The sequence below is a fragment of the Bacillus sp. Pc3 genome (assembly GCF_000815145.1).
GTDB classification, from domain to species: Bacteria; Bacillota; Bacilli; order Bacillales; family Bacillaceae; genus Bacillus; species Bacillus velezensis.
In genome coordinates, this window is record NZ_CP010406.1 from 54,059 (window position 1) to 70,791 (window position 16,733).

Consider the following 16,733-nt stretch of genomic DNA (forward strand, 5'->3'; position numbering starts at 1 on the left):
TTGAGCAAAGACATAAAGGTCAGGCTGTATTCGAATTCATCTGAGTTTAAAAAAGAAATGAGCGCCTGTGCTGTTCAAATGAAAAATTTGAAGTCGGAATTTGAAAAAAACCGTACGGCAGTGGGTGTGTGGGGAAACGAATTAAAAACTGCTCAAGTAACCGAAAAAACATTAACACAACAATTGGAAACGCATAAACGCAGAGTAAAGGCGCTTGAGAGAGCTTACGCAGACGCGGCTATAAAAAAAGGGAAAGACATAAAAGAAACGCAAACGCTCGCCCGCCGTTTAAATAATGCTACTGCCGCAATGAATAAGACGCAAAACGCGCTAAATAGTACGACTCAGAGAATAAAAACGTTAGAGGAGGCAGCGAAAAGAGCTTCCTCCCGTGTTCGGATCATGGGCGAACGAATGGATTCAATTGGTGGAAAAATGCGTTCCGTTGGTTCGTCAGTAGCTATGACATCGGGCATCGCTTTTGGTGCGCTGGCTCTGTCCCTACGTGATGCTGTTCAGGTCGGCATGGACTTTGAAAAGCAAATGAGTAAAGTCCAGGCCATTTCCGGCGGATCGGCGGCAGAGATCGCAAAATTGAGAGAGCAAGCAAAAGAACTCGGTGCAACCACTGTCTTTACAGCAAGTCAGGCAGCGGATGCACAGGGTTTTTTGGCAATGGCCGGATTTAAGGTTAATGACATTTATGACGCAATGCCCGGGATGCTCAGTCTGGCGGCAGCCGGCCAACTGGAATTAGGTGCAGCAGCAGATATTACATCAAATATCATGTCTGCCTTTGCTCTAAAAGCAAAAGAGTCAGGGCACGCCTCGGATGTCATTGCTTACGCCGCAGCCAACGCAAACACCAACGTTGAACAGATGGGCGAAGCCATGAAGTTTTTGGCGCCGAACGCTAATTCCCTTGGTTGGGGAATGGAAGAATCAGCGGCCGCCATTATGGCTTTTGGTGACGCAGGTCTTCAAGGCTCAATTGCCGGGCAGGCTTTTGGTACATCCTTGATCCGTCTCGCTTCGCCAACGGGTAAGGCGTCGAAGCTTGTCAAAAAATTAGGTTTTGATTTCTTCGATGCAGCCGGAAACATGAAAAGCATGCCGGAAGTCGTTGAGGAAATGGAAAAAGGTCTGAAAGGCATGACCAAAGAGCAACAGGCGGCCGCATTAAAAACGATCGTGGGCGCTGAAGCATATAAACATTGGGCTGTCCTTCTTCAAAAAGGTTCAAAGGCTCTTGGGGATAATACTAAGGCGCTTGAAAAATCAGATGGAGCCGCTAAAAAGATGGCGGATACAATGCTGGATAATGCACACGGAAGCATAGTAGCTTTTCAGTCAGCACTTGAAGGGGCAAAAATCAAACTGACGGAAAGCCTTTTGCCTGCCCTGGGCGATTTAGCAAACAAGGGCAGCGACTTGATTATGATGTTTAATAATCTGGATTCCGGCACCGTGCAAACCATAGCGAAAACAGCCGTTCTGGCGACAGGTGTATTAGGGGTTACGACAGCCGTCGCCACGCTTACAGCTGGAATAGGGGCGCTTTTAGCGTTTACCGGTCCTGTTGGCCTTGCAATTGTCGGAGGTACAGCACTGCTAGGCGGTATTTCGGTTGCTACTTACGCTTACACTGAACAATTGAAGAACCAGAAAAAGCAGCAAGAAGAGGCGCGAGAATCTGCCTTGCTTTACGGTGAGGGTGTTTCTAAAGCAACACAAAAATCTGCTTCCACCTATGTGGACTTAAGAGAAAAGGCAGAACTGCAGCTGTTTGAATTGACCCGGGTATCTGGTTCAGAAGCTCAGAAGATGTCAGCTAAATTAGTTGAAACTTATGCCAGTATGCGCGACCAGCTAATACAAGAACTTGAAGGGCTTAAAAAGGATGCTCTGGTTGTCTTAAAAGGGCTATATGCGGACACCGATGAGAAAACAAAAAAAGCCGGCGAAAAGATGACTGACAAGATGGTCGGCGCAATTGATAAAGATATGCAAGAGGCTAGGAATAAACTAAAGCAGTTAAACGCACTGCAAAAAGAGACAGGCCTCGTCACTTCCAATATGAATGCCTCACAAAAGAAGCAATTCAATGACATTGTTTCCTATTTTGAATTGTCTACAAGTAAATTTGCGGCCAATCAAAAAGAAGCATTAGCAATGCAAAAAGTAGTAACGGATCAGCAAGGACAGCTTTCATTTAAACAAGCTCAGAAGTACAACAACGACATTAAAAAAGTCTATGACGATGGTAAACAAGCCGCCAAGAAAGATATGGAATACAGAAATGATGTTATTGAGAAGTTGTTTGCGCAGGGATATATAGAGGCGGAACAAAGAAGATCATTACTGAGCAAAAGCACGGCTGACTATAATACCGCATTAGCAAAAAACACGGATGCCTATGAAAAAAATTCAAGAGCCTTATTTTCCAAAATGTCACGAGACGGCAAGCTGCTTGATTTAGAGACCGGAAAGGCATTGGATAAACAAGATGAGTTTATATCTAATTCAATGGGGATTATGGTCAAAACTGAAGAGTCAGAAGCTCAATATCAAGAACGATGGGCAGCCCGGCAAATAGATTTTCTTCAAAAATTAGGACAATCCAAAGAAGAAGCAATTGAGACTACCCAACAGGCTTTAGAAGAGTTTTACCAAGGCATGGGGATGACCCAAGAACAAGCCCGTGAAGAAGCAAGTCAGATGGTTGCCAATGTTGAAGGGGAATTAGATAAGCCGACAAGCGCCGAACAATCAGGGAAGAAGGTTGCCGAGGACTTTTCCGCTGGCTTGAAGCAGTCCACACCAGCAGTTATTGGCGGGGGGACGGTCTTACAGCAGGCCCTTAACAATTCGCTTTCCGCAGATAACACCACGCCCGCACAGGCCGGACAAAATAAAGGAAATGCCTTTCGTACCGGTATCAATTCTACAAAGCCCGGTAATGCACAAGCAGGATCGTCTATACTTCAATCTGCTTTAAATGAGATGAAGAAAGGCGGCGGGCAAGCAAATGCAGCAGGACAAAACAAAGGAAATAAGCATAAAGCTGGTTTAACGTCTACCAAAGGCGCCAATACATCTGCGGCCGGCTCTCTCAGCTCATCGGTAACGAGCAATTTAGCCAAAACCTCAGACGGCGGAGGCGGTAAAAAGGCCGGAACTGAATTGGCCAGCGGCGTTCTCAGTAAAAAGGGCACAGCAAACAGCGCCGGAAAAAGTGTTGCAAACAGCGCAAAAACGGGGCTGAAAAGCGTTAAGACACATAGTGTTGGTTCTGACTTTGTAACCGGCTTTATAAATGGAATGGGATCGCAAAACGGCTCTCTCTTCAGTGCGGCGTGGAACTTGGGGAAATCCGCCTTGAGGTCTTTAAAGAAATCTATTGACTCCCATTCTCCCTCCAAACTAACAAAAGCGGAAGGAAACAACTTTTCTGATGGGTTTGCGTTAGGGATAGAGGACAAAGCCAAAAACGTAAAACAAAGTGCTGCTTTTATGGCGCAGAACGCAATGACCTCGTTTAAGCAGGAATTAAATCAGATGGCTTTCAACATAAAGGGGGCTGCTGATCAGCTCATTTCAATGAAGTCAGAGCTTACCATCCGGAATGAAGTTGACACGCCTGCTTTAAATCAAAAGCTAGATGCTCTAATCACACTCCTGTCACAGCAACAGTCTGGCGGGGCAGGCCAGGCCGCGATACCTCAGCAGCCTATTATCATCCATCCGGCTGCGGTGCATATGGACGGCCAACAAATTGCGACGATCGCTTTTGAAAAAGGAGATGGCAGGATACTTGACCAGAAAGCTGCAGACCGATACAACCAGAATGCCTATAAAGGCGGTGTCAGATCATAATGCTAGATTTATATATTGATTTTAATAACAGTATGGGAGAACAAAGCTTATCACGAATTCTCCCCCGTTTTAAGGTGCGCAGCTTCACGCCTGACTCACCGAATATTGAACGAGAAACAACAACCCTCCCAAGGATAAACGGTTTAGTGCTGCCGCAGCACCCCCGGGACGTTGTCTACAAAGAGAGAGACATCAAGGTTGATTTTTTATTAGATTCCATCATTCCCGAAACCTTTTATCAGAACAGGCATGAACTTTATTCATTGTTAGTGCAGCCGTTTCCTTATTATATTTCAACGGACCTTCTGCCTAACCGTCGGTTCCTTGTTACGTGTGACGGGAATTTTACTATCGCTAAGGACAAACAGAAAAACCATGCCACATTCACAGTGGGGTTCACGGATATTCTGGGGCTTGCCGAGTCGAAATATACCTCTTCTACCATCCAGAATTTCAATGGAGAGCACTGGAGTCCCGGTATGGGAATCCTTCGGAGAGATGATCTTGAATATCATTTCAAGAACCAAAAACGATTCAGCGTTTACAATCCCGGCGGCGCCGCGGTCAACACTCTGCAGCATGATTATAACGTCTTTCTGTGGGCCAAAGGGACAAACGTAACCATTGCGAACCGAACGAACGGGGAAAAATTGAAAATTGAGCAGGAGCTAAAACGCTCGCAAAAAGTCACATTCATCAGGCAGTACACTGTAATCGGGGATAAGCGTCTGAAAACATCCGGCCGTCTGCCGACACTGGATGTAGGATGGAACGATTTTGAAATTATAAACTCAAATGACTTTGAAATTTTATTTGATACTCGTTTTTATTATAAGTAAGGAGGGATGACATGGCTGTGGCTGACTTTATTAAAAGCCTGGTACCCGGGGCGAAAAAGGTATGCAAAAAATATAATGTCCTTGCCAGCCTTGTCATTGCTCAAGGCTGTCTGGAAAGCGGGTTCGGCACGAGCGGCCTTTCCAAACAAGCTTACAATTTGTTTGGGATAAAGGGAACCTATAACGGAAAATACGTGTTGATGTGGACCAGCGAGCAGGACAAATACGGAAATGTTGAGAGGGTACAAGCTAAATTCAGAAAGTACCCTTCATATGCTGAGAGTTTGGCAGATCTGGGAAGCTTGTACACTCGTCTTGATCGGTATAAAGCAGTGGTAGGGGAAACGGATTATAAAAAAGCATGCCGAGCCGTTCAAAAAGCTGGCTACGCAACAGACATCAACTATGCTAATAAATTAATTACCATGATCGAACAGTATAAGTTGATGCAATATGATGATACGTCAGAATTGCCGAACGAGCCTGATGATCCAGAATCCCCGGAGACCCCAGAAGAGGAACCGAGTTTTCCAAGTAAAGAATACGCGGGTAACGACATCCCTCTTAATAAAAAACTGCCGTCAGATGTGGACTTTCCTCAGCTGCATGTTTCCACGAAAGACGGAAATGACGTTGTGGAAGTAACAGGCGTGATCGTTGATCTTACAGACGATACTACCGGGAAAAAGAGCTTTACCTTTACAATTACCAAAACAGAGAGCAATGCGACTGAATTCGATTTACTGGTCAATGACAATATTCTTTACATTGACGAAAGAAGATTCAAACAACAAAAATACTATATTACAGATGTAGACTTGAAGCAGGCTAAAAACGTCCTGACAAAAACAATCACGGCCAATCATATTTTTACCGTTTTTCTTGCTGAGAACCAAGTAAATGACACTGTAACAAAGAAACTGACCGTAAAAGAGGCCTTTGACATTGCGTTAAAAGGTACTGATTTTTCATATGTGCTGGAAGAGCCTGAAAGCAAATTCGCCACCGCCGAAGAAGAGAATTTCGGTGATAAAAACTCCACCGAATTAATAGATCAGCTCATAAATGATTATGAGTTAGAGCTTGACGTGGATAATTATAAAATTCATGTCTATAAGAAAATGGGGAAAGAGATTCCTTTCACATTTGACTCCCGTTATAATATGCCGGGCATCAGTATCAAAACCAACTCGCAAAACTGCTCTACCCGTGCATGGGGATATGGTGCGATGTCTAAAGACAGTAAGAGCACAGACAAAAAACCGAAATACGTATTTGAGCCGATCTTGTACATCCATCCAGAGGAAAAGAAATTTCTGCGGGAAGGTAAGCCGAAGTGGGCCGACCCGATCAGAGACGAAACTATAAAAAAGTCGGGCAGCATGGTTTCTGCGCTGAAAAAACATGTGAATCCATATCCGGAAACAGTCGTCAGTGTAGATTATCAATATGTATACGAACCGAAATTGATCAAAATTGAAAAGCCGTTCTGGAAAGGCGATACAGTCCACATTTTAGCCGACACAGCAGACGGAACGACTTATGAGGATGATGTGCGGCTCTTAACGATTCAATACAATCCGCTAAATCCATACAGCAGCCCGAAGCTGACTTTTGCTAATTTCAGAAAAGACATACAAGATATTGCGGTGAATCAGGCGAAGAAGCTGAGAGAACAAAAACGATATATTGATCAAATACTGACAGCGCTTTGATAGGCGTTTTTTATTTTGTCGAAAAGGAGAGTGAATACAGTGTTGAGGTTGAAAAAAAATTACGATACCACTAGAAACTCTCGCTATGAGGATGAGCTATCTGGTGATATGGAAGCGATCGAGAGAAGCGTAAACGGACTTGAAAGTGAAATTACCCGTCATAAGAAAGCTGCTACGGCGCATACATCTGAGCAAATTGATCACGGGGGCTTTTCTTTACGAACTTATATTGACGGCCTGTATAATCGGGTGCGTAATCTCATTCTTAATGCCGACGGGACAAATGTAAAAGAAGTAGTGGACGCCCGTGTTAATGCTGATGGAGAAATTGCTCCACTGTTGAAAGAGCGTCTTGATAAGGAATATAACAAACTTCTGCGTAAAATCACCAGAAACGTTAACGTAGACGACTACGGGGCCGACCCTACCGGGGAGACAGACAGCACAGAAGCATTCAAAAGAGCGATCGGAAACGGAAAGGTGCGGCTCAATCTATCAGCCGGCGAATACGTGATAAGAGGCGTCAAACTGCCGTCATGGACGTATTTGATCGGCCAGGGCATGGGCGTCACCACTCTGAAGCTGCACGAGGACACGCCGGCCAGTGAGTGGGTTGTCACAAATGCTGATCATGCGAAAGGCAACCGGAATATCGTTGTGGAAGGTATGTCGCTTGACTGGAATCCTGATCGCCAGGGCGGCGTAGGCGCAACCGGTGGTGTACATTCAAGCTGTCTGCTTTTTGCGCAAGTAAAGTTTGGCATTGCACGTGGTGTTGAAGGCATTAACCCAGGTTTGCATTGTTTTGATGTATCAGCGCCTTCTTATAACATCACAGCAAAAGATTACACGGCAACAGGGAGCAAATATATTTGGATCGACAAGTGTGTTGGCTCTGGGTATGGTGACGACGGCATTACGACCCATTACAGCGAGTATGTTTTCATCACAAACAATGTGATGACGAATCCGCGCGGTACTGCACACCGTAAAGGCGGAGCCAATTCAAACGGAATTGAAGTGGACGACGGCTCTAAGCATGTCTGGGTTATAGATAATTATACGGAGGGGAATGTGCGGGGCGTAGAGGTAAAAGCTCATAAGGAATGGCCGGCACCGAGTGACGTTCACATTCGCGGTCATGAATCATTTCGTGACGTTCGCTCATTTGATTTACGGCATATTGATCACCATCTTGTAAAAGACCCTTGGAGCGAGACGGCTCGTGATGTGACGTTAGTAGACTGCACATCCCGTGAACCCGTCTATAATTCGCTTTATGAAGGATTAGCTCCGAAAGCCCTTGTCGTTTCGGCGTACCAGCGTGTTCAGATAATCGGTTTTAAAGCGATTGGCGATCCGACATATGACTACAAAGACGGCTCGATCATTGCCTTCCAGTATAAAAGCAGGAAGATAACAGTAAACAACTTGCACATTACCGGATTTAAAAAGGCTGATTGTGACATTTATATCACCGGCGGCGATCAGATGACCGACGATGTATTTATTTCTGATTTTGTTATCCATGATTCCGCAAGAACCGGCATCGCGATAGGGGGCGGCGTGCGTAATGTCAACTTGTTAAATGGCCTTCTGCATGTAGCAAGCGGAACGGCCGGCATCACCTCTCCGAACACCCAGACCAATATTTTTCTTGTCAGAGCTTACGGTTATAAGGATGCAGCTGTCCTTGCCGGAGAAAAGCATTCAGTAGTTCCGAATAACGTCAAGGGAGGATTTCGAGCAGCTTCCAGCTCGGGCCATGCACTTACGAAGTACAGTGCGATTATTGCGTGTACGGGGGCGACGTATGCGAAGGGTGAGCGCAATTTGCTTGCGGGTAATGCTGGCGGCTCTTCTTCTGAGGGTTCACGCAACGGCGTCATGTTTTCATATGACTCTCACACAACAGGAGATGGGGCGTCCGCGGGTGTCATGTTCTCCAAGGCCACTAAGAACAGCAAATCTTACACAATGGTTTTAGGCCATGGAAACGGCAAAGCCTCGGAAGCCAACAAAAAAATTGAATTAAACGCAAAGGGCGGAACAGTGCGGTCCACCGGCGCAATAGAAAGCGTATCGAATTTAAAAGACTTGGCGGAGTATTTTGAATCAGCTGACGGAACAAAGATAGAGGCATCTTATCTTGTAGCGTTAGAGGGCGACAAAATCCGAAAAGCTCAAGAAGGCGACAAGATACTAGGGGTCGTTTCCAAGACTGCCGGCGTTGTGCTCGGCGGAGCTGCCTTCTATTGGAATGATCGTTTTCTTCGTGATGAATTTGGGGGCATTATCTACCGGGAAGTATTTGACGGTGACGACATCATTACGATTCCAGCTGAGAACCCGAACTATGATCCGGAAGCTGAGTACAAGCCACGAGAGGAAAGAGACGAATGGCATATTATCGGTTTGATTGGTCAAGTCTTTGTGCGGGTTGATGATACTGTTAACGTCGGTGACAGCGTTTCAGCAGTTGACGGCATCGCCACAAAGGCGGAAAGCGGCGGCTACGGAACCGTTATGAAATTAGATACACCTTATGATGCGAAGAAAGGCTACGGCGTGGCTCAAATGATGGTTACGCCGCAGCACTAAGGGGGGGATAAACGACGATGTATAAAACGGGCAGCGTGCCGATCAACATTAATACAAATCCAATCAATGGCCGGAGTACAAATATACAATTTATGACGCAGGACACTGGCAGCGCAAAGCTGTTTTTTTCTTTTATAAAGGATGGTGTACCGTTGCCTCTGTCAGCCGTAGACGCAAAAATCGTTCTCCTGTATGATGATGGATCGTTTTATAAAAAGAGCCTTACCATCACTGACAAGATAAATGGCACGGCGGAATATGTGTTGTCGAATGCAGAACTCAAGCATTACGGGACGGTTAAGGCTGAAATCAAACTATATTACACGAACGGGCAAGCGCTGGCGACTTCTTTTTTTACTTTCTCTATCGCCAAAACGTTAGAGGATCAGAACATCATCCCAACAGCTGACTATTACATTGACGATTTTGAAACGCTGAAAGACGGGATAAAACACATCGTCGAAGAAATCAGCCAGACTGTCGAGGAATTGAGAAAGAAATTTGCTGACCTGGAATCCATTGAAACGAAAGAGGGCGCGCAGCAAAAGGCGGATGCTGCAGAGGAAAACGCCAAGTCTTACACAAACGAACATGCAAAAGATAACGTGAAACACATCACGGCTGCCGAGAGAAAAGAGTGGAATGCCAAGGAAACCCCTTCCGGCGCGCAGGATAAAATAAACGCCCATGCGAACGATGCAGATATGCATGTTTCTGCAACAGATCGGAAGTCTTGGGACGCCAAGGAAACCCCTTCCGGCGCTCAAGATAAAGTAAACAAGCATGCAAATAATGAAGACATTCACGTTAACAAACCTTTTAAAGATACATTGGAAGAGTTATCAAAGCTGTTCACAGCAGATTTTAAAGAAAAACTGGAAGAGTTATTACAACAGTTCACTGCCCATAGTTATAATCAAATTCGGCACATCTCTGCAGCTGAACGGAAGACATGGAACGGAGCCGCCACCTATGCTAACATCATGCTGAAGAACGGAGCCGCCGCAGGGACACGAACGCCTATATACGCAAAATGGGGGCCTCTTATCTTATTAAGGGGGCATGTTAGAACTGAACCAGAAATCATATTCGGCTCCATCCCCGAGGAATACGCACCAGCTGGCGGTGGCGTTTATACACTTCCGTTAAGTGGTACAGGTGGCACGGCCAATTTAATCATTTATGATAATGGGGATTTAAAAATAAAATACCCGGACCCGGCGGACTCAAGTAAGATGGGCGGAGGCTATTATCTGGATGTGGTCGTGGGCTTTCAGGAAGGAGGGACAGCATGATTCAGGTTTATGAATACGATGAAAATTTCATTTTGACCAAACCCGTTCAGATTGAGCCTGATGAAGAAGGTAACTATACAATCCCTGAGAATTGTACAACCGTCCAGCCTCCGTCTTTCATAAAGGCGATGTATCATCCGGCTGAGAAGACATGGACGGAGGCGGCCACCCAGGAAGAGAAAAAAGCCTTGGAAAAGCAAATTGAAAGCGGGCGGGTACCTTCTCCCGTTGATGAGTTGAAAGCTCAGAACGCGGCCATTACAACGCAGCTTGCAGAAGCTCAAAGTCTGGCCGAGTCACAAGCGCAAATGATAGCCAATCTTTATCTGATACTAGCGGAGGGAGGGAAAGGAGAATGATGGATTGGTTTACAAGCGTTAAAACAATCTATGGATGGGGGCCGCAGTATTACAGTAATGAAGACGTGGCCCGTTTTGTTGAGTGGGGGAGAATTACAGAAGATGAATACAATAAAATAACCGGCTTGACCTATCCGATGACAAAACAGCCTGTCAGTGTGGATTTAGGCGGCGCCGCAAACTGATCGACACCCCAGAGGTGTTTTTATTTTGCCTCGAAGGAGGTGATTAATAATTGGAGGGAATATACGTGTGGATGAATTTTGAGAGCTTACAGATCGCAAGAACATATCTTTTCGGGGAGGTGAAATACCTTGATTTACTTTTGATCCTCAGCATCTTGGATGTTATCACCGGCATTATTAAAGCGTGGAAAATGAAGCAGCTCCGGAGCCGCAGCGCGTGGTTTGGGTATGTTCGAAAGATGCTGAGTTTTATGGTGGTCATTGTCGCCAACATTATTGATACGATAACAAATTTGAACGGTGTTCTGACCTTTGGAACCGTTCTTTTTTATATTGCAAATGAGGGCCTATCCATCACGGAGAATTTGGCGCAGATCGGTGTTAAAATTCCGGCCGTCATCACTGACCGGCTTCACGTGATTGAAAGCGACAACGATCAGAAAACAGAAAAAGAGGAAAAAGCTGCTGAGTAAATTCAGCGGCTTATTTTATTACTCAAAAGGAGACGATGAAACATGGTGAAAATCACTAAAGACTTTATTCCAACGGGGCACAATAACAGACCGGGATACGCAATGAACCCGGCATACATCACAGTTCATAACACGGCAAACACGGCACAAGGGGCAAGCGCAGCCATGCACGCCCGTTATGAGAAAAATCCGGAAACACCCACCAGCTGGCACTTTACGGTAGACGACAAAGAGATTTATCAGCATCTGCCATTGAATGAAAACGGATGGCACGCGGGAGACGGAAACCGCGGAACTGGCAACCGGAAATCTATCGGCATTGAAATTTGCGAGAATAGCGATGGGGATTTTGAGAAAGCCGTGGCAAATGCTCAATGGCTGATCAAAAAGCTCATGAAGGAGCAGGGCATTTCCTTTGCAAACGTGGTCCCTCACCAGCACTGGTCCGGCAAGTATTGTCCACGCAAGCTGCTTGATCGATGGGACTCCTTTAAAGCATGTATCAGCGGCGCCCCGTCTAAAACGGTAAATTCTCCTGTTGATAAAACAAAAGAATCTTATATTAAAAATACAGTTGTTGCTGACAGCCTTAATGTGAGAACTCAACGCAATGCCAACTCGTCTATTGTGCTTGCTCTTCCTAAAGGTTCGACTGTCCAATATAAAAAAGGATCGACTCAAAATGGTTGGGGTTACATTAAATATACCAATTCTAAAGGAGCCACATACAGCGGTTACGTTAACGTAAGATATATCAAGAGTGATGCAGAGTTAGGGAAAACCTCTTCAAAATCTGCTCCTGCTAAACCTTCAAACAAGACTAGCGGGGGTATTAAGTCTGTAGGCAAAATTAAAATTGTTGGTGTTAAAAGTGCAGCCATTATTATGGACAAACCAGACCGTAAAAATGCCAAGAATGTGGATACGATTGGTCTCGGCAAGACAATTAACATCTCAGGTTCTGTTAAAGGTTCAAACAACTCTAAAGGCTATTGGGAAGTCATCCACGACGGCAAACGGCGGTATGTGTCTGGACAATATGGGGAAATGGTTTAAGTAAAACGCTTTTGAAATAATGAAAAAGCCCCCAAAAGGGGCTTTTATTTTGGTTCAATATTTATAATTAACGACATTTGAGGAATTTTAGCTAGTGTAACAAGATAGTCACCATCAAATACCTCAAGTGTATTTTGCTCGCTTTTTAGAAGGTCGTTTACATGCTTAATATCAATTCCTAAAGCATGAAAAACCGTAAGTGTATTAACCAGGCCTATTTGAGAAGCCATATTATCTGAACCAGAAGTGGATAAATGTAAACGGTAGAATTTATGATTCTTGTCATACCATGCTTCCAAAGTGAAAGTTCCACCGGAGTTATCAGTTTCTGTTTTCAGTTCTCTGGTGTAAATTGTACCATCTTTGGCTTCGGTAAGTTCAAAGTCTCCGATATTATCTTTATTAATACGATTGAGACCAGAGGATTCAATATCTTCATCACTTTCAATATCTCGAGTCGCTTCATTGAAAGACTGTACAAATTCTTCAGGACTGAAGTTAAATTCTTTTTGGTTATCTTCAACACTCCGGACGTCAGAGTCTTCCTCGTCTTCAGAATACATTGGCTCCTCTTCTGTACTTTCTGTGGCAGCAGTGACATCCTCAGTTTTGGTTTCGTGAGACTCTCGATTCAACGCACCCATAATGAAAAAAAGAGATAAAGCCAAAACAAGGCTTATTGGAGCTATTTGTTTACCTATTTTCTTAGTTTTTTCAAAGAAGATAAAAATCAATGCTGTAATAAAGACAAAGGTTGCTAATGTTGCAACAATACCAAGAATAATCATATGATCCCCCTCTTATTTTAAAACGAACGTTTACATTTTAAAGCAAAGGAGGATTCATTTCTATGCTTTGTAAAGGATTTGATAATGATTGGAATTGCGAACCGAAGACAAAAGCAATACTGGAAATATTATCGAAATAACAAAAAACCCTTCTCAAAAGGGAAGGGCTTTGTTTATATGGACTTTTTGTTTCTATTCTTCGTAGAGCTTATCTACCAATTCCGTAAACGAATTACATATATGACTCAGAGCACCCTCTGGATTTTCAAATGCAATTTCATGATCCCAAAAAACAAGAGGGGGATTACTATGATTCTTTCTAAAATCGAAACAGATCTCATTACCAAACACATCATCCGCAATAGGAATTACTTTATCAGGCATTCTGCCGTCTCGATAACGATTAGAAACGTTAATTATGTATGACTCACTATCCTCATGAAAACTATGTAAGTATCCGAAAGCAATCCCTTTTCTTCCTTCAAAATCAAAAGTCTCAGGAGTTGGTGTTGCGCCAGAATAACTTTTGACATATTCTAAGTAATCTTTTGGGAACTTTACTTGTAGCGTATTTTCTACTTCTTGAATTTCTTCGTTACTGATAGGATGTTCTCCGAAATCCCATTCAACCATGTTATTACTCTCCTTTTATCTGTATTCGGAACCTCCGCCCCAGATGTTTCTTCCACCAGTGTGACCTGTTTTACCATGTATATCTGAATCAACTAGCTGCATTATACCTTCATTTTGATGATGATGCCACGTAAACCCTTTTGGTTTTTTCCCTTTTAAAATTTGCTTCAACTGCATTTCTGTAAAGTGATTTTTCAACTCGGGATTTTTGTTGATTTCTTGCAACAGGAGTTCGGTTGCTTTTTTAAACTGTACAGTATCTTTTTCAAGATATAATGACTTATCAATTTTCACTTCTGCAACGGGCTCAAATATTGGAAAACCATTTTTATCATAGGGTATACCTGTTATAGGATGCACATCATTTTTTAAATGACCATTTTTTAAGTTAGTTGTTACTGTATTTCCAAAGGCATCTTTATGTGTGAACGGCGCGGCCTGTGTCAGCATATCTTGCTTTTTTTGAATTTCTTTCTTTAAAAGCGGGGTGTTTTTTACATTATGGGTGTTTTCAATATCTTTTGCTATTCCAACAAGGGCAGGTTCGTTTTTATTTTTCAATAAAGAGTTGATATAGTCTGTTCCGTTCTTTATTCCTGTGTGTACATGGCTTGCAGCGCCAGGCTCCAATAATTTTCCCACCTTGGAGAAGCCTGTTTTTGCGAGTTTGTTTGATACTTTAACCGTCGAGCCCACACCTTTCAGGCCGACAAGGCTGCCCACCGCATAGGAGACATAGTGCGCTCTAGAGTACGTATCACCATTCACCATTTGATCATTCCACGAATCGGCTAGGTTTGTCCATATGATTTTTGCGTAAGACGGAGTATTCAATACGGTAGAAATCGTTTTAACAACCTTTTGTTCATCAGAGAGCTGATAAAAGTCCCAGGCGCCGACAGCGAGGTCTTTCAGACCTAACACAGTATCTTTCCCAACATCATAAAGGCCGACTGCAACCCCTTTGAAACCGTCTGTGAGTTCTTGCGTGTTTTCAATTTGAGTGAAATAACGCTGCTGTTCTTTTGTCAGGTTTTCATAGCCGATTGTTTTAGCCATTGAGTAGAACTCATCGGCATTCGCATAGTCGAAATTGTTTAGCCTTTCTTTTAGTTTTTCAACCTCACGTTCTCTTGCTTCTTCTTTCTTAATCGTAAGGTAAGCATCCGAATGCCTAGCAATCTCGCCTTTTTTCTTATGGATGTCGCTTTCACGGTACGCCTTGGCATTGTAATGAAGCGGAGTTGCGCTTTTTCCTTTGCCCGTGGCGTTTTGAAGCTGCTGGAAGTCAGCTTGGATGAACTGTTCGTTCGCTTCGGTTTCTGCGTATTCTTTCGTTAGATCGTGATCAAGCTTGCCGAGCTTATGTATGGTTTCGCTTCTTTTTTTGTCAGCTGAAGAGAGCTTCTGATCCATGTTTTCGGTTGAAAACAGATCAAGCGAGATGATGTCTTCGATCTCTCCGAGGATGGAGCGCATGTCCTTTTTCTGCTCTTCCATAATCGCCTTTGATTTACTGAGGGCATGGGTGAGCTCGTGCTCGAGAAAAGATTCTTCTACATGAGATTCGGAAAGGCCTGCGTCTTCGACTTTGCCGGGAAGGCTTGTGAGAAATGCGATTTTCATATCGATCAGATCAAGCCAGCTGTCTGTGACGCCGGCGTGGTCCTGGAAAAAGGCTTTGATGTTATCTGCGCCCCGGCCAGAGAAATCGCCGTCACCGAGATCAGCCATGCCTTGAAATGCTTTTTTCAGGTTAACCATCTGGCCGCGGAGTTCTTTATATTCGTTTGCGCGTTGTTTAGCGGCAGAAAGCAGGGTGGTTGCTTCAAAGATTTTCATGCTCATATCCTTTCGCGATAAAATGTTATTCAAAATTTTACCACGTTGAAACTCGGAGTAAAATGAATATCTTTAAGAATTCGAAATTTACACAGATAAAAACACTTAAAATATTTTTCACAAATTTAGCACAAGTATTGTTTAAAAAGCTTATATATCAACGAATATAGAGGTATATTGTACGTTCTCCTAGAGCGTTTTTGGCATAAGATAGGCGCAGCTTAATAATGTCGGTAAAACAGAAACCCCCTTGTTATACAAGGGGGTTTTGAGTTGAATATTTTGTGAAAACCTGGTGGAAATTTATGTTTTGCACAAATTTTGCACATTGCTATGCAAGTGTTTTTGCGGCCGTGTTGTTTTTTAAAAAAATCAAGGATATTCGATTATCTTCTTCACAGAGTTCCTCCCATAAGCTGTTTCTTCTTAACCGTCAACTGCTTCTGAAAAACAGCCTTCCGTTATAATATGCCAGCATATCATTGAAAAAAGCCCGCTGTAAGCGGGCTTTTTCCTTATATGACAGCATCAAATTGATTGACTTTCCAAACGTTGTTTTCTTTTACGAATGTTACATCGCGTTTTGCTGACGGAGAACCGTCAAGAGTCGGTACAGTGAAGCGGTATGTTTGGACGCTTCCTTTTTTAGAAAGAAGGGTCATTTTTGCTTTTTTCCAATTCAGGAGGTTATCTCCGTCGCCGACCGGAACAGCCAATTTGCCGTCTTTTACAGTGAAGTGGTAATCTTTGAGCCCTTTGTCAATCGCTTGCTTTGTAAAAGCGGGTGTCAGATATTTTACGGCTTTCGCTTTTGTTCCGAGGTCTTTGCACATAAATACATATTGCAGATTTTGATATTCAAACGGTTCAGATGTGCAATTTGCGTTTGATTTAAGCGCACCGCCGCTCATTGTGTTCCAGAAATGTTCTCTCGCTGAAAGGGCCAGCTGAAGTGCTTGTTTTTGTGTAAGGTCATTAGGTGCATTTTTTGCGGTCGCCGCAGTGCCCAATGACAGAATCAATGTAATAGTAGTGAGGAATAATAGCCATTTTTTCATGATATAATCTCTC

At 43.7% G+C, this 16,733-nt stretch carries 13 protein-coding genes; 9 read left to right on the forward strand and 4 right to left on the reverse strand.

Annotated elements, in window-relative coordinates; genetic code table 11:
• The 9 genes from SB24_RS00345 to SB24_RS00385 all read left to right on the forward strand — a co-directional run bounded on the left by SB24_RS00345 (position 1) and on the right by SB24_RS00385 (position 12,399).
• Positions 1-3,876: a phage tail tape measure protein gene (locus SB24_RS00345; RefSeq protein WP_039251300.1), complete on the forward strand. Its 3,876-nt coding sequence runs from the start codon at positions 1-3 to the stop codon at positions 3,874-3,876.
• Entirely contained in the window at positions 3,876-4,715 is an 840-nt protein-coding gene (locus SB24_RS00350; RefSeq protein ID WP_039251302.1) for a phage tail family protein, read from the forward strand. The genes SB24_RS00345 and SB24_RS00350 overlap by 1 nt, the downstream gene beginning before the upstream one ends.
• Positions 4,716-4,726: 11 nt before the next feature.
• Complete coding sequence (locus SB24_RS00355) at positions 4,727-6,430, forward strand: phage tail protein (protein ID WP_039251303.1); 1,704 nt, start codon at positions 4,727-4,729, stop codon at positions 6,428-6,430.
• A gap of 108 nt (positions 6,431-6,538) precedes the next feature.
• A complete protein-coding gene (locus tag SB24_RS00360) occupies positions 6,539-9,031 on the forward strand; it encodes a peptidase G2 autoproteolytic cleavage domain-containing protein (protein WP_225562145.1) in 2,493 nt (830 codons plus the stop codon).
• Positions 9,032-9,048: 17 nt separating this feature from the next.
• Positions 9,049-10,326 carry a phage baseplate upper protein gene (locus SB24_RS00365; protein ID WP_039251305.1) on the forward strand — a complete coding sequence of 426 codons (1,278 nt, stop codon included), beginning with the start codon at positions 9,049-9,051 and terminating at the stop codon, positions 10,324-10,326.
• A complete protein-coding gene (locus SB24_RS00370; protein ID WP_039251306.1) occupies positions 10,323-10,685 on the forward strand; it encodes a hypothetical protein in 363 nt (120 codons plus the stop codon). Before SB24_RS00365 ends, SB24_RS00370 begins: the two co-directional genes overlap by 4 nt.
• On the forward strand, positions 10,682-10,870 hold the full coding sequence (locus SB24_RS00375) for an XkdX family protein (RefSeq protein ID WP_039251307.1): 189 nt from the start codon (positions 10,682-10,684) through the stop codon (positions 10,868-10,870). Before SB24_RS00370 ends, SB24_RS00375 begins: the two co-directional genes overlap by 4 nt.
• Positions 10,871-10,941: 71 nt before the next feature.
• The gene (locus SB24_RS00380) at positions 10,942-11,343 is read left to right on the forward strand and encodes a phage holin family protein (RefSeq protein WP_430491418.1); all 402 of its coding nucleotides are present in this window, start codon (positions 10,942-10,944) and stop codon (positions 11,341-11,343) included.
• A 42-nt stretch (positions 11,344-11,385) separates the two neighbouring features.
• Entirely contained in the window at positions 11,386-12,399 is a 1,014-nt protein-coding gene (locus tag SB24_RS00385; RefSeq protein WP_039251309.1) for an N-acetylmuramoyl-L-alanine amidase, read from the forward strand.
• Between the two features lie 44 nt (positions 12,400-12,443).
• On the opposite strand, the gene SB24_RS00390 is transcribed toward SB24_RS00385, so the two are convergent.
• From SB24_RS00390 to SB24_RS00405, 4 genes are all read right to left on the reverse strand, one after another.
• The gene (locus SB24_RS00390; protein WP_039251310.1) at positions 12,444-13,187 is read right to left on the reverse strand and encodes a hypothetical protein; all 744 of its coding nucleotides are present in this window, start codon (positions 13,185-13,187) and stop codon (positions 12,444-12,446) included.
• Positions 13,188-13,379: 192 nt separating this feature from the next.
• The gene (locus SB24_RS00395; protein ID WP_024085400.1) at positions 13,380-13,820 is read right to left on the reverse strand and encodes an SMI1/KNR4 family protein; all 441 of its coding nucleotides are present in this window, start codon (positions 13,818-13,820) and stop codon (positions 13,380-13,382) included.
• A gap of 15 nt (positions 13,821-13,835) precedes the next feature.
• A complete protein-coding gene (locus SB24_RS00400; RefSeq protein ID WP_039251312.1) occupies positions 13,836-15,662 on the reverse strand; it encodes a T7SS effector LXG polymorphic toxin in 1,827 nt (608 codons plus the stop codon).
• A gap of 515 nt (positions 15,663-16,177) precedes the next feature.
• Positions 16,178-16,720: an IseA DL-endopeptidase inhibitor family protein gene (locus SB24_RS00405; protein WP_014418077.1), complete on the reverse strand. Its 543-nt coding sequence runs from the start codon at positions 16,718-16,720 to the stop codon at positions 16,178-16,180.
• Positions 16,721-16,733: the final 13 nt, after the last annotated feature.

Bases quoted from the DNA above. Each gene is read 5' to 3' on its own strand.
- SB24_RS00375 (WP_039251307.1), top strand. From the start codon at position 10,682: ATGATGGATTGGTTTACAAGCGTTAAAACAATCTATGGATGGGGGCCG.
- SB24_RS00370 (WP_039251306.1), top strand. From the start codon at position 10,323: ATGATTCAGGTTTATGAATACGATGAAAATTTCATTTTGACCAAACCC.
- SB24_RS00380 (WP_430491418.1), top strand. From the start codon at position 10,942: ATGAATTTTGAGAGCTTACAGATCGCAAGAACATATCTTTTCGGGGAG.
- SB24_RS00395 (WP_024085400.1), bottom strand. From the start codon at position 13,820: ATGGTTGAATGGGATTTCGGAGAACATCCTATCAGTAACGAAGAAATT.
- SB24_RS00405 (WP_014418077.1), bottom strand. From the start codon at position 16,720: ATGAAAAAATGGCTATTATTCCTCACTACTATTACATTGATTCTGTCA.
- SB24_RS00400 (WP_039251312.1), bottom strand. From the start codon at position 15,662: ATGAAAATCTTTGAAGCAACCACCCTGCTTTCTGCCGCTAAACAACGC.
- SB24_RS00350 (WP_039251302.1), top strand. From the start codon at position 3,876: ATGCTAGATTTATATATTGATTTTAATAACAGTATGGGAGAACAAAGC.
- SB24_RS00360 (WP_225562145.1), top strand. From the start codon at position 6,539: ATGGAAGCGATCGAGAGAAGCGTAAACGGACTTGAAAGTGAAATTACC.
- SB24_RS00390 (WP_039251310.1), bottom strand. From the start codon at position 13,187: ATGATTATTCTTGGTATTGTTGCAACATTAGCAACCTTTGTCTTTATT.
- SB24_RS00365 (WP_039251305.1), top strand. From the start codon at position 9,049: ATGTATAAAACGGGCAGCGTGCCGATCAACATTAATACAAATCCAATC.
- SB24_RS00385 (WP_039251309.1), top strand. From the start codon at position 11,386: ATGGTGAAAATCACTAAAGACTTTATTCCAACGGGGCACAATAACAGA.
- SB24_RS00355 (WP_039251303.1), top strand. From the start codon at position 4,727: ATGGCTGTGGCTGACTTTATTAAAAGCCTGGTACCCGGGGCGAAAAAG.